The following is a 23,201-nucleotide window of genomic DNA, read 5'->3' on the forward strand; positions in this document are numbered from 1 at the left end:
CTGAGAGTGGTCTATAGGCCACTCTCAGCTTCACAACCCTTCTTAGCTGCGACAGAGGATCCGTCAGGCGGGCTTCTTCTCCCCGGCCTCGACCGCGACCGAGAGGCGGTTGTGAGGCGGAGGGAGCGGGCAGGTGGCATGGTCGGTGTAGGCGCACGGCAGGTTGGTCGCGCGGTTGAAGTCGACCAGCACGTTGCCCTCCGCATCGGGTGCACCCACGGACAGCGAGCGGGTGGCGGCGTACGTCGTCCTGCCCGAGGTCTCGTCGCGGAACAGCACGTGCAGGGAGCCCGGGGCGGAGCCCGGGAAGGCGATCAGGCTGTGCCCGGTGCCGTCGACCTCGAACTCGATCTCGCCGACGGCCTCGTAGACGTGCTCCAGGCCGTCGACGACCGAACCCACGGTCGTGGGCACGGGCGGGTCGTAGGTGACGAAGCGTCCCTGGATCGCCCACCTCGGGTCGGGTGCGTAGGACTCGGTGCCGCGGTAGCCGGTCAGGACCGGGTTGTCGGGGTGGCGGGGGCGGATGACCGCGTTGCCGCCGCGGTTGGCGATCTCCACCGCCGCGTCGCCGAACAGTGCGGTGACCCCGCCGCGCTCGTCGATGACACCGAACGAGTGCCGACCGGTGATCTCGGCGCCGTCGACGACCAACGACTCACCCGGGGCCAGCGAGACCACGATGCCGTCGGGACCGCTCGACCAGGCGCCCGGCACGTCGTCGTACGTCTCCGGCTCCTCGGCGAGCCAGCGCATCGAGGTGATCGCGAGGAAACCGTGGGCCGATGCCCGCTTCCTCTCGTGCTCCTCGTGCCATGCCGCCCAGTCCTGGGCGAAGGTGTCGGTGTCGGTGATGGTCATGGGTCCTCCCGGAAGGATCGGATGCTGGCACCGGATTGAACTCCGACCGGTCCGGATTGGTGCCCGAATTCCTCACATCGTGATCATCTCGTCGCACGAAATGGGACGAGCCCCGGATCGGTTGATCCGGGGCTCGTGGTGGTGCGGGTCAGCCGTGGTAGTTCGGCGCCTCGGCGGTGACCTGGACGTCGTGGGGGTGCGACTCCTTGAGCGAGGCGGAGGTGATCCGCATGAAGCGGCCCTTCTCCTGCAGCTCGGGGATGGTGCGCGCGCCGACGTAGAACATCGTCTGGTGCAGGCCGCCGGTGAGCTGGTGGGCGACCGTCGCCAGCGCGCCCTTGTAGGCGACCTGGCCCTCGACACCCTCGGGGACGATCATGTCGTCGTCGGTGACCTCGGCCTGGAAGTAGCGGTCCTTGGAGAAGGACTTCTTGCCGCGCGAGGACATCGCGCCCATGGAGCCCATGCCGCGGTAGGCCTTGAACTGCTTGCCGTTCATCAGGACCAGGTCACCGGGGGTCTCCTCGGTGCCGGCGAGCATCGAGCCGAGCATCACGGTGTCGGCGCCGGCGACGATCGCCTTGCCGATCTCGCCGGAGTAGCGCAGACCGCCGTCGGCGATCACCGGGACACCGGCCGGCTTGCAGGCCAGCGAGGCCTCGTAGACCGCGGAGATCTGCGGCACGCCGACGCCGGTGACGACGCGGGTGGTGCAGATCGAGCCCGGGCCGACACCGACCTTGACCGCGTCGGCGCCTGCCTCGACGAAGCTCTGCGCGCCCTCCTTGGTCGCGACGTTGCCGCCGATGACCTGGACGTGCTTGGTGGCCGGGTCGGTCTTGAGGCGGTGGACCATGTCGATCAGCATGCGTACGTTGCCGTGGGCCGTGTCCGCGACGAGCACGTCGACTCCGGCGTCGATGAGCGTGGTGGCCCGCTCCCAGGCGTCGCCGAAGTAGCCGATCGCCGCGCCGACGAGCAGGCGGCCCTGCCCGTCCTTGGAGGCGTCGGGGAACTGCTCGGACTTCACGAAGTCCTTGACGGTGATCAGGCCGGTGATGCGGCCGTCGGCGTCGATCAGCGGGAGCCGCTCCAGCTTGTGCTGGCGCAGCAGCTTGGTGGCCTCCTCGCGGGAGATCTCCGACGGGCCGGTGATCAGGTCCCTGGAGGTCATCACCTCGTTGACCTTGGTGGTCGCCCACTCCGCGACGGGGGTGAACCGGAGGTCGCGGTTGGTGATGATGCCGATCAGCTTCTGGTCGACGTCGACCACGGGGAACCCGGAGATCCGGTATTCACCGGCGAGCTTGTCGAGCTGCTCCAGCGTCGCGTCGGGGCCGATGGTCACCGGGTTGGAGATGATCCCGGTCTGGGTGCGCTTGACCAGGTCGACCTGGTAGGCCTGATCCTCGATGCTCAGGTTGCGGTGGAGGACGCCGATGCCGCCCTGACGGGCCATCGCGATCGCCATCCGCGACTCGGTCACGGTGTCCATCGCCGCGGAGATGAGCGGGACCCGCAGGTTGATCTCGCGGGTCAGCCGGGAGGTCGTGTCAATGTCGGACGGCGCCAGATCCGAATATCCGGGCATCAGGAGTACGTCGTCGTAAGTGAGGCCGAGCGTCGCGAACTTCTCCGGGATCTCCATGGAGAAATGCTACGGCCGAGCCCCAGGGATCACCGAAACGGCGAGACTCCCCAGGTGTTTGCTGCACTACCGATCCAACGGCTTGAGATCCCGCACCGGCACCTTGACGGTCAGCAGATCACCGGCCATCCGGATCCGGCCGCGCATGCCGGCGGCGAGGACCATGGGCAGCACGGCCTGGTTGTCGGACCGGGTGGTGAGCAGGATCTCGTCGGCGCCGAGCATGTGCGCGAGCTTGGCGGTGTCGATCAGCAGCCGGGTGCCGATGCCTCGGCGCTGCCAGGCCGGGTCGACGCGCAGGTTGATCACGCGGACGTTCTCGTCGTCCTCGACCGGCGCCAGGACCTCGCCGATGCCGACCGCGACGCCGTCGACGAGGGCGGTGACGGCCTCGCCGGTGACGACGAGGTCAGGGGTGCTTCCGGTGCCGAGGCGGCGTACGGGCGGGGTGGTGCCGATGGCCGCCGACTCGCGACTGCGTTCGAGGACATCGTTGACCAGGTCGGCCATCGCGGAGCCACGGGCACGCTCGGTCGTGGTGAAGGGAGCGGTGCGGTGCAGCTGGACGTCGACGTCGGCGACCCGCAGCTCCATGGTGTCGTGCACGACCCCGGGCGGAGCCTCGGGCTCGGCGTCGAAGAGGTGGGCGACCACCTCCGGGAACGACATCGGCCGCTCCAGGACGTACCGGCAGGCCTGCACATAGCGGGTCGGCTGGTCGGCCAGGGCCGCCTCGTTGGCGGGCTGGACGACGGTGTCACCGCCACCGGCGGCGGAGAAGAGAGCGCAGATCTCGCTCTCGCCCCAACCCGCGGGCGTACGCAGCACGAACTCGTCGGTGACCTCCGCCAGCCCCGGGAAGATCTGCATCCCCAAGATGTTGACCCCGGCCTTGCCGCAGCGCTGCGCCAGCGCCGCGAGCGCCCCAGGTCGGTCAGGCAGCGTCGTACGCACTCTCCACAACATCGTCCCCGCCATGGGACCTAGTCTGCCTGTTTCGCTGTTTCCGGTCCGTTTCGCACGGTTAAACCTTCGAACCGGAACCAGGCGTCAGTCGGCGGGCGCCCGCGGCGGGGTCTGCTCGCCGGCTTCGACGAGCACGTCGATGTGGTTGCTGGCGGGCGGGAGCGGGCAGGTGGCGTGGATCGTGTAGGCACAGGGCATGTTGGCGGCGCGGTTGAAGTCGATGACGGCCTTACCGTCGGCAGGCGGCGCGACGGCGAGCTGACGGCAGGCGGCGTAGGTCGTGACGCCGCTGGTCTCGTCGGTGAACAGCAGCCACAGCTCGCCGTCACCGCCGTCGAAGGCGATCAGCCGCTGCGGGCGGCCACCCACCTCGAACGCCACCTCCCCCACGGCGTCGATGACGCTCGAACGACCCTCGACCACGGAGCCGACCGAGATCGGCCGGCTCGTCGCGTAGGGCGTGAAGGCCGCTTCCACCCGCCACGCCGGGTCCGGAGCGTACGTCGGGGTGCCGGTGTAGTCGCGCAGGAACGGGCCGTCGGGCTGCCGCGGCCGGAGGACCGGGGTGCCGAAGCGGTCGGCGACCTCGACCGTCCCGGCATCGAAGGTCGCGATCACTCCCACAGGATCGACTTCCCCGAAGACGTACCGACCGGCAAGGGTGGTGCCACCGAGCTCGAGCCACTCGCCCGGACCGAGCTCGACCACGGCACCCTCCGGCCCCTTCGACCAGACACCCGGGACCCCGGGGAACCGCTGCGGCTTGGCGCTCAGCCAGTGCAGCCCGGTGATCGCCAGGAAACCTTCCGGGCTTCTCAGCTCGGCCTCCCGCCCATCGCGCCACCGTTGCCAGGCCTGCTCGAAAGTCACGTGCCGCACTCTACAAAGATCTGCGTTGCCAGGTCTTGCAATAGTCGCCGACTTTTACCCTCGGCTTCACCCGTCGGCCGTGTGCGCCATGCTGCGCACCCTCCTGAGCAGGCGGATCGCGCCGCGCGCCGCGGTGACCAGGAGTAGATACCAGATCGCGGCCACCACCAGCAGCGGGATGATCAGGTGGTTGCGCTCGTCGAGCGCCTGGACCACTCCCAGCAGGTCGGTGATCGCGAGCACGGAGACCAGGCTGGTCGCCTGGATCGTCGTCACCAGGACGTCACCGAGCGCGGTGAGCCGGTCACCGCTCGAAAGAGCCCTCGCTGCGTACGCTCCCAGCGCCAGCGCCAACCCGACGATCGCCGCGTGGACCGGTGTGACCAGCCGGACCGCGTCGATGTGCACCCCCGGGATCCCGAAGGTGATGTCCGGGAAGACCAGCGCGATGTTGCTCCACAGCAACAGCTGGACGAGCACCGGGATGCCGCCGAAGACCCAGACGTACGCCGCCGCGATCTCGCGCAGCACCGGGTTGCCCGATCTCTCCATCCTGCCCACGGCGAGGCCGAGCGCCGACGCCAGTGCGAAGACCAGCACGGTGAGCCGGACGGTGAGCCAGACTCCGCCGAGGACATCGGGATGGAGCAGGTGGCCGGTGACCTCGCCCGGGAGCAGGTTCTCGTTTCTCATCAGGCTCCACAGGAACCTCAGAAGAAGGAGGGTGAGAAGGACAGCGATCGCCCATTCGACCGTGTTGGTCTCGACACGCCTCCGCCTAGCGGCTCCGGCGGCTCGACCAGCGCTCCCGTCGGTCGAGCCGCGAGCGCTAGCGAGCGTGTCGAGACCAACACAGTCGTCGTCGGCAGCGGTCTCGGTCATCGCGGTGAACGATCGCCTCGCTCGGTGACCAACAGGTTGCGACCAGCGAGCCGCAGGCGCAACTCACGCACTCAAAAGACCAACACCCTGGGCCGGTCAGGAAGCTTGGTTCTGACATTCCCTCATCGAGCTCTGCCAGTCGCTGAGCCGCCCGATGATCCAGACGAACGGCTGGGTGCGACCCCCGAGGACACACGTGCCCTTGATGACGCTCTCGAGCAGGCTCTCGACATCCCGCGAGCACAGTGCAGCCACCGCCTCGTCATCGAGCAGCCGAAGGGAACAAGCGGGGGTCTCGGCGGATACGGCGGCTCCTCGAGTGGCCCCCTGCTCGTCGATCCGGATCACGACGTCCTCCACCTCACCGGGCGATCCGACCGTGACCGCGAGGCTCGGCACCGCTGAGGGCAGATCGGCCAGGGCGGTGTTCAGGTAGGCCGTGAACGCGTCGGCCCAGTCCGTCGCGCTGTGTCTCGAGGCCTGCGGATCAGCCGCCGGGAGCCGCGGCTCGCCGTCGTTGGATGCGTCACGACGGGTGACCTCTGCCTCCGCCTCGATCAAGGCCTGCAGAGTCTTGTCGACGTCTTCGCGGGTGTGGGACGCCGAGCAGATGAATCTCAACCGGCCTCGGCTGCGCTCGACGATCGGGTAGGTCACCGCCGCGGTGTGGACGCCCCGCTTGAAGAGGCCCCGGGCGATGGCACGAAGGTCCTCCCCGTCGGAGAAGTGCGGGGTGATGATGAGCCCGTCTCCGGTGCCGAGCTCGTAGCCCGCGTCCGAGAAGCGTTCCCTCATGTAGTCCGCGGTGTCCCAGAGTCGTTCTCGCAGCGCGTCGCTCTCGCCCACCCTGCGTAGTGCAGCGAGCGCTGCCGCGATGTCGGCGGGAGAGATGTTCGCCTGGAAGATGTAGGCCCTCGCCGATGTCCTCAGCAGAGCGATGTGAGGCTCACGAGCGGCGACCACACCGCCGATGCTCCCGAGTGCCTTGCTCAAGGTCGTGAGAAGGAAGTCGACCTGCTCGGTGACTCCCTCCGCGGCGCACAGCCCGGCACCTCGCGCTCCGTACAGGCCGAAGGAGTGAGCCTCGTCGACGAGGACGAGCGCGCCGAACTCCTTCGCGGTGGGCACGATGTCCCGTAGCGGGGCTGCCCCCTCCCCCATGCTGTACACGCTCTCGAGGACGACCAGGGTCGTACGGTAGGGCGAGGACTCCGCCTCGAGCACGGCGCGCAGGTCGGAGGCATCGTTGTGTCTGAACGTCCGCACTCGCGCACCGCTCAGGCGAGCCCCGTCCACGAGCGACGCGTGGCAGAGCTGGTCCATCACCACGACGTCCCCCTCGCCGACCACCCCCGCGATGGCGCCGAGGCTCGCGGTGAAGCCGGTTGGGAAGAGGCAGGCGGACGGCTTGCCCACGATCTCGGCGAACTCCCGCTCGAACTCCAGGTGGAGGTCGGTCTGGCCTGAGCCCGCAGCGGATATCCCCATCCCCGTACCGAAGCGGCTGAGAGCGTTCCGTGCCTCCTCGATGATCTTCTCGTCCCGGTTGAATCCGAGGTAGAGGTTGGTGGTCCACATGATCGCCTCGCGCACCTCGCCGGTGTGCACGTCGACGACGGTGCCCCGCTCGGCGCTCCCGGTGCGCACGACCTTGCCGTAGGGATCCAGACCCGAGCGGGACAGGAGGCCTCTCATGTGCTGCACGAGCGCACCCTTGTCGGTCGCGGACCAGGCCGGAATCTTGGCGGCGAAGGCCGGTGGATGTCCCGACTGGACCTGTGCCTGGAAGGCGGCGAGCCGGGCCGCGGCCCCGACGCCGTTCGGGTGCTCATCCGTGTCTCGGCGACCGGACGTACGGCCGAGGACCGCCTGGAGTGCGTCGGCGGCGTCCTCGGGAGTCATCTGCTCGACCAGCGTGGACGACGGCAGGCTCGTCAGCAGCTCCTGCGACAGACGTACGGTGAGCTCGGCGATGTCCAACGAATCAAGGCCCAGCGATTCCAGCGACTCATCCGGCGGGACCGATTCGGCGTCGAGCGAACCGAGCAGCACGGCCGCCTCTCTCCTGACCGTGTCGAGCAGCGACGACCGCCGATCTTCCTTCGTCTTCACGCCAGGGGCCGCCTCGGCGCTCCCGTGCCGTGCGCGGGGAAGCCGGTGGCGGTCCACCTTGCCGTTGGGCAGTCGCGGCAGCTCGGTCAGCGGCATCACGACGTTCGGAATCATGTACTTCGGCAGGCGGTCCGCCAGGTGGGCACGCACGGCAGCGGCGGTCACGGACTCGCGCCGGGTCTCCACGTACGCCACCAGGAGGCTCTTGTCTTCTGCCGGGTCGACGACCACCGCCGCGTCGTCGACTCCGGGCATCGACTCCAGCACCACCTCGATCTCATCCAGCTCGATCCGGTGGCCGCGGATCTTGACCTGCCGGTCGACTCGGCCGAGGAACTCGAGCTCTCCTGCTTCGGTCCACCGGCACAGGTCTCCGGTCCGATAGAGCCGTCGCTCCGGGATCGGGCCGTCTTCCTTGAGCTCCGGAAACCGCTGTCGAGTCCGCTCGTCGTCGTGGAGATATCCCCTCGCCAGCTGGTCACCGGCCAGGAAGAGCTCACCCGCCACGCCGTCGGGAGCCGGCTGCAGGAGCTCGTCCAGCACGTAGGCCCGAGCGCCGGCGACCGGGCTGCCGATCGTGATCGACTCGGCCCCCGCATCGACGACGCCGGCGGTCGTGAACACGGTGGCCTCCGTCGGGCCGTAGACGTTCAGGACCCGCGGCGGACGTGGCGCAGCATGCAGATCCGCGACGAGGGAGGCAGTGAGCACCTCGCCCCCGAGCACCACGCATCGAACCCCGGCCGGCAGCGGTCCGGCCGCGAGCAATGCCTTCATCGCGGAGGGCACCATGATGGTCGTGCGCACCCGATGCGCTCCGGGCAGCTCACGCAACGCGAGCACGTTCTCCGACAGCACGACCGTCCCGCCGAGCATCAACGTCCCCAAGATCTCCATGACCGAAGGGTCGAAGCAGACCGAGGCACCCGCCAGAACTCCGGCCAGGTCCTCCTCGTCGAGCAACTGGCGCATGGCCTTCGTCATCGCGACGACGCTCCGGTGCTCGACCGACACACCCTTGGGGTTCCCTGTCGACCCCGAGGTGTAGATGACGTACGCAACGTCACCGGCCACAGGATCCGCGCTCGACGTCGGCCGGCGCTCCGGGATCGAGCGAAGGCGCAAGATGTCAGCTGCTGCCGAACACAGCTCGGCCGTTTCGTCGCCGTCGACGATCACCGCGACGACCCGGGAGTGCTCGACCATGTAGCGCACCCGTTCCGACGGATAGGTGGGGTCGAGGGGCACGTAACCGCAGCCGGCTCGCAGGACCCCCAGCAGAGTTGCGACCAGCTCCCACGTGCGGCCCAGACACACCCCCACGAGCGATCCCGGCGCCACACCCCGGGCGACCAGCTCATCGGCGACCACCTGCGCTCGGGCACGCAGCTGCTCATAGGTGATGTCGACCGCCCCGTCGACGACCGCCGTCTGACGCGACAGACGCGATGCCTGGGTGTCGAACAGCCCCCAGATGGTCTCCTCGGATTCGCCACCTACGCCCGGCACATCCATGTCGTCGTGTTCGTCGTGGCGCATTTTCTGCTCCCAAGTGATCGCGGTCACGCTCCGTGGTGGCGAAGATCCTAGTGGCGCGGCCGAGATGTTCCTTGAACGCTTGGAACACCGCTGGGCCCCAAAAGACCAACACCCGCCCGGGTGGGGCCGGGCGGGTGTTGGTGCTCTCTGGGCTCAGTAGGAGGGCTGAGCCTGCACGTTCAGCTCGTCGAACCTGACCTTCTTCGCCGAGGCGACCCTTGGGTCGCGCAGGTCGAAGACGTCGAAGCCACGCTGGATCTCGTTGGAGTAGATGTAGCCGTTGTAGTAGTAGGTCGACCACGGGCCGGCGATGGTCGTGGTGTCCTCGAAGGGACCGCGGTCGAACCAGGCGATCTCCTTCGGGTTGGCCGAGTCGGTGAAGTCGAAGACGGAGATGCCGCCCTGATACCAGGCCTGGACCATGATGTCCTTGCCCTTGACCGGGATCAGCGAGCCGTTGTGGGCGACGCAGTTCTCGGTGTTGGACTGGGTGCGCGGGATCTTGTAGTACGACTTGAAGACCAGGTCGGTGCCCTCGATGTCGTAGATGCCGTTGGCGCCCCTCTTGGGACCGACCTCCGGGTTGCAGGTCGCCGCGCCGCCACCGCCGAGCTCGTCGGTGAACACGACCTTGGTGCCGATGTTGTTGAAGGTGGCCGAGTGCCAGAAGGCGAAGTTCTCGGTGTCCCGGACCCGCTCGGTCACGACCGGGTTCTCGCGGTCGGAGATGTCCATCAGGATGCCGTCGCCCATGCACGCACCGGCCGCGATGTCCTTGCTCGGGTAGGTGGTGATGTCGTGACAGCCGGCGGTGTTGGTGTAGCCACCGTCGGGGAAGAGCACCGGCTCGTTGACCACCGCGGCGGTTGCCGGTGCCTTCGTCGGGATCTTCACGACGCTGATCTTGTCGTGGGGCGGCTGGCAGTCGGGGAACTCCGGGCGCGGCCCGTAGGAGGAGACGTACGCATAGACGGCCTTGCCGTCCTTGCTCGGCGCCAGCGAGTGGGTGTGGGAGCCGCACTTGGTCTCGACCGCCGCGACGTAGGCCGGCTGTGCCGGGTTGCTGATGTCGAAGACCCGGATGCCTTCCCAGGACTCCTTGATCGCCGCCGACTGCGCGACGTTGTCACAGGTGTTGTTGCTGCGGCTGGAGTCGACGGAGAGGACGAGCAGGTCGCCGTGGACCGAGATGTCGTTCTGCGCGCCCGGGCACACGACCTGGGTGACCAGCTTGGGCTTGCTGGGCTTCTTGATGTCGATCACGTTGAAGCCGTTGTAGTTGCCGGCGAATGCGTAGTGGCCCTGGAACGCCAGGTCGCTGTTGAGCGCGCTGGTCGGCGTGAACGCCCCCGACTTGGGGAGGTTCGCGACCAGGTGCAGGTTGGGGGTGCCTTCGGCCTCTCCGGCCTCCACGGCCGGGTTGTTGACGCCGAGCTTCGCGATGTCGTTGCCCGGAGCACAGGCCGAGGCGAAGTTGTCTCCGGCCGCGGCCAGGATCTTCTTCTCCGCCTCGGTGCAGCTGGGCTGGGGAGCGGCGCTCTGGGAGCCGTGCGAGTGGGACTCGTCGGCCGAGGACGGGGCGGCGACGGCCAGCCCTCCGGCGACGATCATGGCCGACGCGACTGCGGCCAGGATGTGGATAGGACGTCTCATGGGGGGTCGCCTTCCGAGTCGACTGCCGTGCGGATGAGCCACGGGCCTGTCGATTCTAGGGAAATCCCCTTCCTCCGACGGCGAGAATGAATAAGTTGACTACCCTGCGTACGCCTCGGAAGGCAGGTCCATGCGGAAACTCGGCGTCCCCACCGCTGTGCTAGCACTGCTGTTGCTCACCGGCTGTGCCGAGGAGCAGCACGCCCACTCCGGCCACGAGCCGAGTCCATCGGGATCGCCTCAGTCGGCGCCCGTCCTCCAGCCGGGCGCTCCCGGCGAGACTGCGGGCACGATCGCCCCTTCGGACGTGCCGGTCGACGCCGAGTGGAACCAGACCGACGCCACCTTCGTCACGATGATGATCCCGCACCACGCCCAGGCGCTGGAGATGACCGAGCTGGCCGTCACCCGCGCCGCCAGTGACGAGGTGAAGTCGCTGGCCAGGAGCATCACCGCGGCTCAGGGACCGGAGATCGTCGCGATGAGCGGATGGCTCCAGGCCCGCGGCCTCGAGGTGCCTGCTGCCGGTGATCTGCCGGACCACGCCGGCATGCCGGGCATGCTCACTCCCGAGCAGCTGAAGGAGCTCGGTGCGGCTCGGGGCGAGGAGTTCGACCGGCTCTTCCTGACCCGGATGATCGCTCACCACGAAGGCGCCCTTACGATGGCCGCCCCGGTGCTCAGCAAGGGCAGCGACATCCTCGCCATGGAGATGGCCCAAGACGTCGAGGCCTCTCAGAAGACCGAGATCGGAATCATGCAGAAGCTGCTGGAATCCCAGTGAGTCGAATCCCAGCGAGGCGCCGCCTCGCCGTCGCAGCCGGCGTCTTCGTCGCCGCCGCTCTCACCCTCGCGCTGCTGGTCTACACCGGCGTCATCATGCCCACCCGCCTGTTCGCCGCCAGATACGACGTACGCGGCATCGACGTCTCCCACCACAACGGGGTCGTCGACTGGTCGCGGGTCGCCGAGCAGGACATCGACTTCGCCTGGCTCAAGGCGACCGAGGGGTCCGCACACGTCGACTCGCGTTTCGCCGCCAACTGGTCCGGGTCACGTGCCGCCGGGATCGCCACCGGCGCCTACCACTTCATGAGCTTCGAGAGCCCGGGCGCAGGCCAGGCCCACAACATGATCGCCACGGTTCCGCGCGTAGCCGGCACGCTCGCCCCGGTCGTCGACCTGGAGCCGTACGGTTCGTTCAAGGGCAACCTGCCGCCGGCCACCGAGGTGCGAGCCGTCCTCGATCCCCTGCTGAGCACGCTCGAGGACTATTACGGGATCGCGCCGGTCATCTACACCACACCGTCGGCCTATCGGGCCTATCTGGTCGACCGCTACCCGGACAACCCGATCTGGTTCCGCTCCGTCGCCTGGCCCCCGCGGGTGCCGGACGGACGCGACTGGTCGATCCGGCAGTACTCCAGCCGCGACCGGCTCGACGGTGTGGGCAGCGATGACGAGGCGTACGTCGACATGAACGTGCTCTCCGACGACGTGGACCTCGACGACCTCACCACCCGCTGATCGAGCCAGCCGCCGACCGGACCATCCGCTGGTCGAGCCGCGAGGCCGCCTGCGGCCGAGCGTGTCGAGACCAACACGGACCCTTCGGCGCTCGAATCGGCTGTGTTGGTCTCGACACGCTCGCTGGCGCTCGCGGCTCGACCAGCGGCTGCGAAAACGAGAGTCGGCGCCCCGCGTGATGCGGGACGCCGACTCTCGTGATTCAGTCGATCAGTGACCGTGACCGTGGCCGTGACCGGCCGCGGGCGCGTCGTCCTCTTCCGGCTTGTCGACAACCAGCGTCTCGGTCGTGAGCAGCATGCTCGCGATCGAGGTGGCGTTGGTCAGCGCGGAGCGGGTGACCTTGACCGGGTCGATGACGCCCTGAGCGATCAGGTCGCCGTACTCACCCGTGGCGGCGTTGAAGCCCTGGCCGACGCCGAGCTCACGAACCTTGGTGGTGATGACGTAGCCGTTGTCGCCACCGTTCTCGGCGATCCAGCGCAGCGGCTCGTCGGCGGCCTTGCGGACGACACGAACGCCGACCGCCTCGTCGCCCTCGAGACCGAGGTCCTTCTCCAGCACCGAGACGGCGTGGATCAGGGCGGAGCCACCGCCGGGGACGATGCCCTCCTCGATGGCGGCGCGGGTCGCGGAGACAGCGTCCTCGATGCGGTGCTTCTTCTCCTTGAGCTCCACCTCGGTGTGAGCGCCGACCTTGATCACGCAGACGCCACCGGCGAGCTTGGCGAGGCGCTCCTGGAGCTTCTCGCGGTCCCAGTCGGAGTCGGTGCGCTCGATCTCGGCCTTGATCTCGTTGACACGAGCCTCGACGGTGGCAGCGTCGCCGCCACCCTCGACGATGGTCGTGTTGTCCTTGGAGACGGTCACGCGGCGAGCGGTGCCGAGCACCTCGAGGCCGACCTGGTCGAGCTTGAGGCCGACCTCCTCGGCGACGACCTGCGCGCCGGTCAGGATCGCGATGTCCTGCAGCATGGCCTTGCGGCGGTCACCGAACGCGGGCGCCTTGACGGCGGTCGCGTTGAAGGTGCCCTTGATCTTGTTCACGACCAGGGTCGAGAGGGCTTCGCCCTCGACGTCCTCGGCGATGATGAACAGCGGCTTGCCGGCGGCGATGACCTTCTCCAGCAGCGGCAGGAACTCCTGGACGGAGCTGATCTTGCCCTGGACGAGCAGGATCAGCGGCTCGTCGATGACGGCCTCCATCCGCTCCTGGTCGGTCACGAAGTACTGAGAGATGTAGCCCTTGTCGAACTGCATACCCTCGGTGAACTCGAGCGCGGTGCCAGTGGTGTTGGACTCCTCGACGGTGATCACACCGTCCTTGCCCACCTTGGCGAAGGCCTCGGCGAGGATCTCGCCGATCTTCGCGTCGCGGGAGGAGATGGTGGCGACCGACGCCATGTCGGACTCGTCGACGACCTCACGAGCGGCGGCGCGCAGCGCGTCGCCGACGGCGGTCGCAGCAGCGTCCATACCGCGCTTGAGGCTCATCGGGTTCGCGCCGGCGGCAACCGCGCGCAGACCCTCGTGGACCATCGCCTGGGCGAGGACGGTCGCGGTGGTCGTACCGTCACCAGCGATGTCGTTGGTCTTGGTCGCAACCTCCTTGGTGAGCTGAGCACCAAGGTTCTCGAACGGGTCGTCCAGCTCGATCTCACGGGCGACGGTGACACCGTCGTTGGTGATCGTCGGGGCGCCCCACTTCTTGTCGAGGACGACGTAGCGGCCCTTGGGCCCCAGCGTCACCTTGACGGCGTTGGCGAGGGCGTCGACGCCACGCTCGAGGGCGCGGCGGGCGTTCTCGTCGAACTCCAGGATCTTCGGCATTTCACATACTCCCTAGTACGCACGGACGCGGCCGGGCCGGCTGGCCCGGCCGCGTCAGATGTGCGAGACGGATGATCGTCAGGCGATGACCGCGAGGATGTCGCGGGCGGAGAGAATGAGGTACTCCTCGCCGGCGTACTTGACCTCGGTGCCGCCGTACTTGCTGTAGATGACCTTGTCGCCCACGGCGACGTCGAGCGGAACGCGGTTGCCCTTGTCGTCGATACGACCCGGGCCGAGCGCCAGGACCTCGCCCTCCTGGGGCTTCTCCTTGGCGGTGTCCGGGATGACCAGACCGGAGGCGGTGGTCTGCTCGGCCTCGACGGCCTTGACGACGATCCGGTCCTCAAGAGGCTTGATGTTGACCGACACTGTGTCGACCTCCCCATTTCTTTTCTACGGAATCAGACTGGGTGGGTGTTGCTACGTCTGTGCTTGCGATGTGCCACGTACGCCGTCGCGGGGGTCGCACCCGGCTCGCAAGCGTTGGCACACTCCAGGGGAGAGTGCCAATGCAGACGTTAGCACTCGACCGCAATGAGTGCCAGCGTGACCGCCCTATCGCTGCCCGGGGAGCCTCACCAGCAGCGCGACCATGCCGGCCAGGAGACCGATGATGATGATGCCGCCGGCGACCACGAGCGACCGCAGGCCCTCGTCGTCGTCCTCGTCGAGCGAGGTGATCCGAAGCTCTTCACCGTCGCTCAGCCGCGACATCTGCGACGAGCCCTCGTACTGCTCGGAGGCCTCGGCGGAGGCTTGGCGACTGGGCTCCGCCGCCGACGGGGTGGCGCTGGCCGAGGGCGTACGTTCGCGCCGTTCGTCTTTCTTCGTGGCAGGTGTCTTCTCGACCGCCGCCGGTGCGCTCTGCTGAGCCTCGGCTTCAGCCGTCTCGGCGGCCTTTTCTGGCTTCTCTGGCTTCTCTGGCTTCTCCGACTCGCGGGCCTCGTCCCGCTCGTCCCGCTCGTCTCCCGCGTCCTTGGGCTGCTCGTCGGTGTCCGTCTCCGGCCCGCCGGAGGCGCCACCCCGGGCGTACTCCACCGAGTAGCCCGCAAGCGACCGCCCGTCGCTGTGCCAGACGACCGTCGTACGTTGCGGCGTGGACAGCGTGCGCACCTCCGAGCTGCCCTTCCGGCCGCGGCTGTCCACGCAGTAGGACACGATCAGGTAGCCCTCGGGAGCACTGACCATCACTGAGGATCCACCGTCCAGCTCGCGGTATCCGTCTCCGTGCGCGCAGTAGCGCACCGGTGTGACGGTGTCGGCCGATGCGGGCGCGGCGAACAGCAGCGACAGCAGGGCGGTGATCGCCGCGAGCGCCCAGCGGCTCACCGGGACTCGACGCGGGGGTCTGCACACCCGGCGGATCCTAGAGCAGAAACACCCGGTGGGGTAATGGCCTTTTGTCCGGACCAGAAATAGGCCTGAGAGGATCGGCGCATGGATCTCGACGCCTTCTCCTGGTTGCTGACCGATGAAGGCCAGCAGCTGCTGGCGCGGGCCACCGAGATGACGGCGGCCTCAATCGAGGGAAAGGGTTCGGCCTTGGCTGTGCAGGCCGCACTGCGCAAGGACGAGACTGCCGAGCACGTGACCGCGGCCATGAATCAGGTGGACCTGCGCCGGAAGGCGGCCGCCAAGTTCGGTGACCTGGCGCCGAAGATGTACTTCACTCCCGACGGCCTCGAACAGGCCACCCGTCTCGCCGTCGCCCACCACCGGGCCGCGCGCCTGCGCGCTTTCGACGCAGCGAGCGTCATCGACCTGGGCTGTGGGATCGGCGGTGACCTGATCGCCTCCTCCCGCGCCGGCCTCACTGCTGCCGGGGTCGATCACGATCCGGAACGGGTCGCCATCGCCCAGGCCAACCTGGACGCCCTGGGGCTGCCCGGAGCCGTCACCGTCGCAGACGCGACGACCGTCGACCATTCACCGTTCGAAGTGGCGTACGCCGATCCGGCACGTCGCGGCGCCAAGGGCCGAGTCTTCTCCGCTGAGGGGTGGACGCCGCCGTGGTCGTGGGTCGAGACGCTCTTCGCGCGCGATGCGTGCGTGAAGGTCGCGCCTGGGATCCCGCACGATCTCGTGCCCGAGAAGGTCGAGGCCGAATGGGTCAGCGACCGCGGCGAGGTCAAGGAGGCCGCGCTGTGGTCGGGCTCGCTGGCCAGCACGCAGCGCCGGGCCACCGTGATCGGCGAGCGTGGTCTGGCGACGCTCACGTCCGAGGACGACCCGGGCGGTGAGGTCGGTCCCGTCGCCGAGTTCCTCTACGAGCCCGACGGAGCGGTCATCCGCGCCGGGCTGGTCACCGCAGTCGCTGCTGGGGTGCAGGGTCACCTGGTCGACGAGCACATCGCGTACGTCACTTCCTCGGCGTCCTTCGAGACGCCGTTCGCCCGCGGATATCAGGTTCTCGAGGAGCTCCCTTATCGGGAGAAGCAGCTCAAGGCGGCGCTGCGCGAGCGCGGGATCGGGAGGCTGACGATCAAGAAGCGCGGCGTGCAGGTCGTACCCGAGCAGCTCCGCAAGCGACTCGCGCTCTCCGGGTCCGGGGAGGCCACGATCGTGCTGACCCGGGTTGCGGGTGAAGGGACTTGTCTGTTGGTAAGGCCGTTCTGAGGGGGTCTCGACAAGCTCGACCACCGGAATGCGGCTCGACCACCGGAATGCGGCTCGACCACCGGAATGCGGCTCGACCACCGGAATGCGGCTCGACCACCGGAATGCGGCTCGACCAGCGGAGGGCGGCTCGACCAGCGGAGGGCGGCTCGACCAGCGGAGGGCGGGTCAGGCCAGGACGCTGGTGATGGGCTGGGAGGAGTCGGCGGGGAGGTCCAGGGCCGAGGGGGTGCGGCCCCTTGCGACCATCTCGGAGCCCAGGGCCGCGACCATCGCGCCGTTGTCCGTGCACAGGCCGGGGCGCGGGACCCGGACCCGGATGCCGAGCTTGGTGGCGCGTTCCTCGGCGAGGACCCGGAGTCGGCTGTTCGCCGCGACCCCGCCACCGATGATGATGTCCTCGATGCCTTCGGAGGAGGCTGCGTCGAGGGCCTTCCTGACCAGGACGTCGACCACGGCCTCCTGGAAGCTGGCGGCCACGTCGGCGACCGGCACCGGCTCGCCGCTGCGCTCCTTGGCCTCGATCCAGCGGGCGACCGCGGTCTTGAGGCCGGAGAAGGAGAAGTCGAAGCGGTGTCGCTCCAGGTCGCGGCGGGCGGTGAGCCCGCGCGGGAAGTCGATCGCGATCGAGCTGCCCGAGGTGGCGGTCCTGTCGATCATCGGGCCACCAGGGAAGCCGAGGCCGAGCAGACGGGCGACCTTGTCGAAAGCCTCGCCCGCGGCGTCGTCGATGGTCGCCCCCATCGGGTCGACGCCCACGGTGATGTCGGTGACCTTGAGCAGGCTGGAGTGGCCGCCAGAGACGAGCATGGCGACGCAGGGCTCGGGAAGCGGTCCGTGCTGCAGCTGGTCGACCGCGACGTGTGACGCCAGGTGGTTGACCCCGTAGATCGGCTTGTCGAGGCCGAGCGCGAGCGCTTTGGCCGCCGCCACCCCGACCAGCAGGGCACCGGCGAGCCCGGGCCCCGAGGTGACGGCGATCGCGTCCACGTCATGGAGCTTGATGCCCGACTCCTGACAGGCACGCTCGATCGTCGGCACCATCGCCTCCAGGTGCGCCCGGCTCGCCACCTCGGGCACGACCCCACCGAACCGGGCATGCTCCTCGACGCTGCTCGCCACCGCGTCGGCCAGCAGCGTGTGACCACGCACCACCCCGATCCCGGTCTCGTCGCACGACGTCTCGATCCCGAGGACCAAGGGCTCATCAACGAGGGCGCCAGAAGTCATGGGTCCATTCTGCCTCCCCGTCGATCTGGAGTTCGGTAGCAGTCTCGGTTCCATGCCGTTGGCCACGCCGGAACGGCACGTCGACAGGCGAACGAATTTTCGTTCGCCGAGGCTCGGGCGGGTCGAGCAACTTGCTACCGCGTGGGCCGAGCGAGCACGTCGGTTGCACGAACGAAAATTCGTTCGGCCGGTTTCGAGCCGCTGGCGCCGGCGCCAACGTCGACAAGCCCGTCGACAACAAGCCTTGAGATCCCGACCCCTCCCCTGGGCGAACGAATTTTCGTTCGCCCAGTCGAGACCGCCCGACGTTTCCACCTCCGCCGCGGCGGCGCGGCCAACCGGCGTCCCGGTCAAGCTGCATCCCGGTCAAGCTGCATCCCGGTCAAGCTGCAGCCTGGTTGCTGTCCGGGACGTCATGCAGGGCTGCGTAGGCGGCAGCCCAGAGGCTCTGCGCGAGCTCAGGCTGGATCGGATCTGCAGAGCAGAGGCTGTCCCACAACCCCCGGAGCAGGATCACCAGTCCGCCCGACTCGTAGTCGGTGAGTTCGCGGCCGATCGAGGAACGGAGCCAGAACCTGACGTCGTGCCACAGGTCCCGGACGGTCTCGCCGACCTCGTCGTTCGACCGAGCGAGCTCCTCGAGTCCCAACCAGGCCCGCAGGAAGAACACCTCGTCGTCGGTCGTGGGAAGGTAGCCGCCCCATCCCCGTGCCTTCACACGCTGGGCGACCTGCTCCCAGAAAATTCCCGCGAATCCCGCCGCCGCGTGGGGCAGCATGTTCTGCTGCCCGGCGAACCACTGGTGCAGCGTCGACACCCCCATGTTCGCTTCCTCGGCCACCATCTTGAGGGTGGGCGCGCGCAAGCCCTCACGACCGATCGTCCTCGCCAGAGCGAGGCCGGCCGTCTGAGATTCGAACCTGTTGCGATTGAAGGCCATGGCACTGATCGCACCACAGACCACCGACATTTCAGCCAGAGGTCGCTGTCGACCTCGGCAGCTCCATCGCCAGCACGAGCCCCGTCGCCCCGTCGCGGTAGTAGCGCTCGCGGCGGTCGATCTCGACGAACCCGGCCCGGCGGTAGAACTCGATGGCCGCGGCGTTGTTCTCGCGCACCTCGAGGAGAAGACGATCCGCACCCTCGCTCCGAGCGAGGTCGACCGAAGCGGCGAGGAGCGCCCCGCCGATCCCGCGGCGGCGCTGCTGCTCTGCGGTCGCGATCCGCTGGAGCTCGGCGATCTCGTAGACCACGCTCACCAGCGCATGACCAACGACCTTCCCCGTGCCGTCCTCGGCGACGAGGATCCGGACCGTCGGCATCTTCCCGTCGATCGCCACCTGCAGGTACTCCGGGGTCCAGGCGTCGTCAGGAAACGCCTCGAGCTCGAGGGCGGCGATCGCGTCGACGTCGTCCGGGCCGGCCGAGCGTACGGTCACCTGGAGATCACCGGCTTCTGGGTCTCCGGTGGTCGAGCCTGTCGAGACCCCTTCTTCTCGGACTCCGGTGGTCGAGCCTGTCGAGACCCCTTCTTCTGGCCCTTCTTCTGGGCAGCCTGATCCACCGCATCGGGCCGCCGCAGGTAGAGCGGCTCGGGATCCATCAGCTCGACCCGCTCCTCGGCCACCGCCCGTGCCAGCCAACCCGCGGACGGACGCACCGGACCGATCGGCGAGGGGAACACGTCCGGATAGAGAAGCGCTCCCTCTCCGACCACCGGCATCGAGGTGACGACCTCGGCCGGCCTGACTACGACAGGACCTTCGAGCCGGGCGCCGTCAGGGTCGTAGGAGGCCAGGTAGACCTCCTTGCGCCGCGCATCCGTCGCCACCAAGAACCCGCCCCCGCCGGTGGTCGAGCTTGTCGAGACCACCCCAGACGACACCGCCTCCACCGCCAGCACGTCCAAGCTGCAGGCCGCATAGACCGGAATCTCCAGCACGAACCCGAGGGTCCGTGCCGTGACCAGCCCGACCCGCAACCCGGTGAACGGCCCAGGTCCGGCGCCGACGGCGATGGCGGTCAGATCCTGGCGTACGACCCCCGCCGCCGTCATGACCTCGGAGATCAGCGGCGCGAGCTGCTCACCATGCTTCATGGCACGGTCAGAGACCATCTCGGCGACGACGTCGTCGCCGTCGTGGAGCGCCACGGTCACCTGAGGCGTGGCGGTGTCAAAAGCGAGAAGCACACCCACAGCCTAGAGCGCGCCGAGGTCCACACCACGCCAGCGGGCCCCCACCGGCACGATCTCCACCCGCCGCGGATCCGCCCCGTCGGGCGCCTCGACCAGATCGAGCGGAGCCTCGTCGGCCTCGGCGCGCACGATCCGGAGCTCGAGTCGGGACTCGGAGAGCCCTTCGGCGAGACCCTCGCCCCACTCCACGACCGTGACCGCATCGTCGAGATCGGTGTCCAGGTCGAGGTCGTCGAGCTCTTCGATCCCACCGAGCCGATAGGCGTCGACGTGGACGAGCTCCGGCCCGTCGACGGTCGAGGGATGCACGCGGGCGATCACGAAGGTCGGCGAGGTGACCTCGCCACGTACGCCGAGCCCGGCCCCTAGGCCCTTGGTGAAGGTGGTCTTCCCCGCACCGAGGCCTCCGGAGAGGACGAGCACGTCCCCCGCCGCGACCAGCGCGGCCACTCGCCGGCCCAGCTCGAACATCGCCTCGGCATCGAGCGCCTCGACGACATGCTCGTTCAGCGGGCGACGGAGCCGCACCTCCGGCAATATTCGGGAATCCTCACGACCTCGCTCGCGCCTGAAACCCTGCCGCTCCCAGAACCGCAGCGTCTCCGGGAGCTCCTCACGAGCGATCACCGCAAGGTCGTCGAAACCTTCCGCCCGCGCGAGCCCGGCGGCGTACGTGACCATCTTGTGTGCCACTCCATGACCCTGCTGATCAGGAAGAACAGCAAAACGACGCAGCCACAGCGTCGAGTCCGCGGGGTCCATGAGCACGGCCCCGACAGCGACGCCGTCCAGCCGCGCCAGCACGCCGCCGAACCCGGCGAGGCGCTCCTTCATCGAACTCTCGGTCTCCCCGAGCGCTGCAGCCGGCGGATCCAACGGTGGACGGGCGGAGAAGGCGACGCGGACGATACCGAGCACCTCGGCCGCGGCCTCAGACCCGACCCGCTCGAAGCCGAGCGTCATGCCGAAGCCGCATCCCGGGTCGCCGAGGCGAGCAGCTGGTCGAGCTCGGCGTTGACCTGACCGTGCCGCTCGAGGATGACCATGTGTCCGGCCTTCTCACACTCGACCAGTCGCGATCCGGGAATGTAGGAGTGCAGCTTGCGGCTGTGGCCGATCCCGGTGAGCCGGTCCGCGGTGCCGCAGATGATCGTGGTCGGCACCCGCCCCATCGAGGCGACGCTCGAGAACTTGTCCAGCGCTCGGAAGCTCGGGAAGAACTCCGCGACGACCTCGAACGGAGTCTGCGAGAGCAGCCCGTCGACGAACTGGACGTACGCCTCGGGCACCTCGTCCCCGAAGGCGAACACGTCGGTGAACACGGTCGCCACCGAGGCTCCCATCGCACGGAACCGGTCGACGATCCCGTGCCCCTTCGCGAGCGTCCTGATGGTGCGGTTGGCGATCCCGCCGGACAGCTTGGCCGGGAGCACCGGGATCAGCAGTCGGCTCGGGTCGAGGCCACCCGCGGTCGTCGAGATCAGGGCGACGCCGATGATCCGGCCACCCTCGTCGTAGGGCGCGAACAGCTCAGGGTGGTCCTCGGCGAGCGAGGCGATGGTCATCCCACCCATCGAGTGGCCGACCAGGATCACCGGACCCTCCGGCACCACCGCGTCCAGGACCCGGAGCAGATCGTCACCGAGCTGGTCGATGGTGGCGTTGCCGAGCGAGGACCGGCCGCTGCGACCGTGGCTGCGCTGGTCGTAGAAGACCGACCGCACCAGGCCTCGGTACGCGGCCCGCTGGAAGTGCCAGCAGTCGAGATTGAGGCAGTAGCCGTGCACGAAGACGAGCGTCACCTCGCTCGATCCGCCGTTGTGAGCCGGGTCGACCTCGTCGATCTCGACATGAAGGGGTACGCCGTCCTCGGTCACCACGGTGACCGGACACGACCGCAGCGTGCCGAGCGGAGTCCGGTCGATGGGGCGATCCTCGATCGCGCGACGGCGCTTCTTGACCACCACCGCGCCGCGCGCGGCGGCAGCGACCGCCGCCGCTCCCAACGTCCCTGCCGCGATCTGGCCGACTCGTGTTGCGATGCTCATCGGGCAACTCCCTGCTCGGTGGGGCTGTCAGTGTCCTGGTCGCTGTCGACATAACGCCGTTTCATCCGACCTCCGATCCTGGTGACGACCTCGTAGGCGATGGTCTCGCTCGCCTCGGCCCAGTCCTGGGCGGTCGGCTCGCCGTCGGCGCCGGTCCCCCACAGAACCACCTCGGCACCCGGCTCGACCGAGGTGTCGCCGAGGTCGACCACGATCTGATCCATGCAGACGGTGCCGCGCACCGGCCGCCGCGCCCCACCGACCCACACCGACGCGCGGTTTCCGGCCCGGCGCTGGATCCCTTCGGCGTAGCCGACCGGGATCAGCCCCACTGTCGTCGGCTGCTCGGCCACCCACGTGTGGTTGTAGGAGACGCCCGCGCCGGCTTCGATCTGCTTGACCAGCGCGAGCTCGGCCCGCACGGTCATCGCGGGGATCAGCCCGAGCTCCGCCCAGGGCGATCCGTCGACACCCGGCGCCGGATCGATGCCGTACGTCGCGACCCCGACCCGGACCAGGTCGAGCCGCGCGCTGGGGCGAAGCAGAGCTCCCGCGGAGTTGGCGAGGTGGCGTACCTCAGGCCGCAGGCCCGCCTGCTCCGCGATCGCGACCGCCTCACCGAAGACCTTCTCCTGGAGCGCGCTGGCCGGGTCCGCGGGATTCTCTCCTGCGCTGAAGTGCGACCAGATCCCGGTGATGCGGATAGCTCCCTCGGCCTCGAGGATGCGTGCCAGCGCGACCAGGTTCGACCAGTCGGCGAACGCCGCGCCGCCCCGGGCGAGCCCGGTGTCGACCTTGAGCTGCACCCGCGGCGTACGCCCCAGGGCGTCGCCGGCCGCGGCGAACTTCTCCAGGTCGGCGACGGTGTAGGCGGTGACGTCGACGTCCGCCGCCAACAGGTCCTCGGCGGGCTCGCTCGGCATGATCAGCCACGCCAGCAGTCGGCCCTGGTCGCCGGCCGCGCGCAGCGCGAGCGCCTCGTCGACAGAGGCCACGCCGAGCCAGTCCGCGCCGCCCTCACGGGCGGCCCGCCCGGCCTCGACCAGGCCGTGCCCGTAGCCGTCAGCCTTGACCACCGTCATGATCGGCGTACGCAGATACTCCCTCAGCCGCGAGACGTTGTGTCGGATCGCAGCGAGGTCGATGACGATCTCGGCTCGCCGAAGCGGAGCCCGAGTCGCTGGGCTCGGTGACATGGTGTCAAGGGTAGTTCCTGCGC

Annotated in this window: 20 protein-coding genes; 3 read left to right on the forward strand and 17 right to left on the reverse strand. The window is 68.7% G+C overall.

Going from position 1 to position 23,201, the window contains the following annotated elements:
- Positions 1-63 precede the first annotated feature (63 nt).
- The 7 genes from H5T77_RS07550 to H5T77_RS07580 form a co-directional block, all read right to left on the reverse strand.
- Complete coding sequence (locus tag H5T77_RS07550) at positions 64-861, reverse strand: DUF1684 domain-containing protein (RefSeq protein WP_292647145.1); 798 nt, start codon at positions 859-861, stop codon at positions 64-66.
- 148 nt (positions 862-1,009) lie between these two features.
- Entirely contained in the window at positions 1,010-2,509 is a 1,500-nt protein-coding gene (gene guaB / locus H5T77_RS07555; protein WP_292647147.1) for an IMP dehydrogenase, read from the reverse strand.
- A 66-nt stretch (positions 2,510-2,575) separates the two neighbouring features.
- Positions 2,576-3,487: a GNAT family N-acetyltransferase gene (locus H5T77_RS07560; RefSeq protein WP_292647150.1), complete on the reverse strand. Its 912-nt coding sequence runs from the start codon at positions 3,485-3,487 to the stop codon at positions 2,576-2,578.
- Between the two features lie 72 nt (positions 3,488-3,559).
- Complete coding sequence (locus H5T77_RS07565; protein WP_292647152.1) at positions 3,560-4,345, reverse strand: DUF1684 domain-containing protein; 786 nt, start codon at positions 4,343-4,345, stop codon at positions 3,560-3,562.
- A 66-nt stretch (positions 4,346-4,411) separates the two neighbouring features.
- Positions 4,412-5,227, reverse strand: coding sequence for an ABC transporter permease subunit (locus H5T77_RS07570; RefSeq protein ID WP_292647154.1), 816 nt, complete (start codon positions 5,225-5,227; stop codon positions 4,412-4,414).
- A gap of 96 nt (positions 5,228-5,323) precedes the next feature.
- Positions 5,324-8,878, reverse strand: coding sequence for an amino acid adenylation domain-containing protein (locus H5T77_RS07575; protein WP_292647156.1), 3,555 nt, complete (start codon positions 8,876-8,878; stop codon positions 5,324-5,326).
- Between the two features lie 153 nt (positions 8,879-9,031).
- Positions 9,032-10,531: an LVIVD repeat-containing protein gene (locus H5T77_RS07580; protein ID WP_292647159.1), complete on the reverse strand. Its 1,500-nt coding sequence runs from the start codon at positions 10,529-10,531 to the stop codon at positions 9,032-9,034.
- A 130-nt stretch (positions 10,532-10,661) separates the two neighbouring features.
- Here H5T77_RS07580 and H5T77_RS07585 point away from each other — a divergent pair, with 130 nt between their 5' ends.
- Together H5T77_RS07585 and H5T77_RS07590 are read left to right on the forward strand one after the other, a co-directional pair.
- On the forward strand, positions 10,662-11,315 hold the full coding sequence (locus tag H5T77_RS07585) for a DUF305 domain-containing protein (protein ID WP_292647161.1): 654 nt from the start codon (positions 10,662-10,664) through the stop codon (positions 11,313-11,315).
- A complete protein-coding gene (locus H5T77_RS07590) occupies positions 11,312-12,058 on the forward strand; it encodes a GH25 family lysozyme (protein ID WP_292647163.1) in 747 nt (248 codons plus the stop codon). Before H5T77_RS07585 ends, H5T77_RS07590 begins: the two co-directional genes overlap by 4 nt.
- A 210-nt stretch (positions 12,059-12,268) precedes the next feature.
- Here the strand turns inward: H5T77_RS07590 and groL are convergent, their stop codons facing one another.
- The 3 genes from groL to H5T77_RS07605 form a co-directional block, all read right to left on the reverse strand.
- A complete protein-coding gene (groL, locus tag H5T77_RS07595; RefSeq protein ID WP_292647164.1) occupies positions 12,269-13,888 on the reverse strand; it encodes a chaperonin GroEL in 1,620 nt (539 codons plus the stop codon).
- A 78-nt stretch (positions 13,889-13,966) separates the two neighbouring features.
- Positions 13,967-14,260 (reverse strand): co-chaperone GroES, encoded by a 294-nt coding sequence (groES, locus tag H5T77_RS07600; RefSeq protein WP_008362423.1) that lies wholly within the window; start codon positions 14,258-14,260, stop codon positions 13,967-13,969.
- A 186-nt stretch (positions 14,261-14,446) separates the two neighbouring features.
- On the reverse strand, positions 14,447-15,247 hold the full coding sequence (locus H5T77_RS07605; protein WP_292647180.1) for a hypothetical protein: 801 nt from the start codon (positions 15,245-15,247) through the stop codon (positions 14,447-14,449).
- Positions 15,248-15,328: 81 nt separating this feature from the next.
- On the opposite strand from H5T77_RS07605, the gene H5T77_RS07610 reads away from it, so the two are divergent.
- Positions 15,329-16,507, forward strand: coding sequence for a class I SAM-dependent methyltransferase (locus H5T77_RS07610; RefSeq protein ID WP_292647183.1), 1,179 nt, complete (start codon positions 15,329-15,331; stop codon positions 16,505-16,507).
- A gap of 168 nt (positions 16,508-16,675) precedes the next feature.
- On the opposite strand, the gene tsaD is transcribed toward H5T77_RS07610, so the two are convergent.
- From tsaD to alr, 7 genes are all read right to left on the reverse strand, one after another.
- Positions 16,676-17,737 carry a tRNA (adenosine(37)-N6)-threonylcarbamoyltransferase complex transferase subunit TsaD gene (gene tsaD, locus H5T77_RS07615; protein WP_292647185.1) on the reverse strand — a complete coding sequence of 354 codons (1,062 nt, stop codon included), beginning with the start codon at positions 17,735-17,737 and terminating at the stop codon, positions 16,676-16,678.
- A gap of 382 nt (positions 17,738-18,119) precedes the next feature.
- Entirely contained in the window at positions 18,120-18,560 is a 441-nt protein-coding gene (locus H5T77_RS07620; protein ID WP_292647188.1) for a hypothetical protein, read from the reverse strand.
- 148 nt (positions 18,561-18,708) lie between these two features.
- Complete coding sequence (gene rimI / locus H5T77_RS07625) at positions 18,709-19,176, reverse strand: ribosomal protein S18-alanine N-acetyltransferase (protein WP_292647191.1); 468 nt, start codon at positions 19,174-19,176, stop codon at positions 18,709-18,711.
- Entirely contained in the window at positions 19,173-19,928 is a 756-nt protein-coding gene (gene tsaB / locus H5T77_RS07630) for a tRNA (adenosine(37)-N6)-threonylcarbamoyltransferase complex dimerization subunit type 1 TsaB (protein WP_292647194.1), read from the reverse strand. Before tsaB ends, rimI begins: the two co-directional genes overlap by 4 nt.
- A 9-nt stretch (positions 19,929-19,937) precedes the next feature.
- The gene (gene tsaE / locus H5T77_RS07635; protein ID WP_292647196.1) at positions 19,938-20,897 is read right to left on the reverse strand and encodes a tRNA (adenosine(37)-N6)-threonylcarbamoyltransferase complex ATPase subunit type 1 TsaE; all 960 of its coding nucleotides are present in this window, start codon (positions 20,895-20,897) and stop codon (positions 19,938-19,940) included.
- Positions 20,894-21,982 (reverse strand): alpha/beta fold hydrolase, encoded by a 1,089-nt coding sequence (locus tag H5T77_RS07640; RefSeq protein ID WP_292647199.1) that lies wholly within the window; start codon positions 21,980-21,982, stop codon positions 20,894-20,896. Before H5T77_RS07640 ends, tsaE begins: the two co-directional genes overlap by 4 nt.
- Entirely contained in the window at positions 21,979-23,178 is a 1,200-nt protein-coding gene (gene alr / locus H5T77_RS07645; protein WP_292647202.1) for an alanine racemase, read from the reverse strand. The genes H5T77_RS07640 and alr overlap by 4 nt, the downstream gene beginning before the upstream one ends.
- Positions 23,179-23,201: the final 23 nt, after the last annotated feature.

The sequence above is a fragment of the Nocardioides sp. genome (assembly GCF_014360585.1).
GTDB lineage: Bacteria > Actinomycetota > Actinomycetes > Propionibacteriales > Nocardioidaceae > Nocardioides.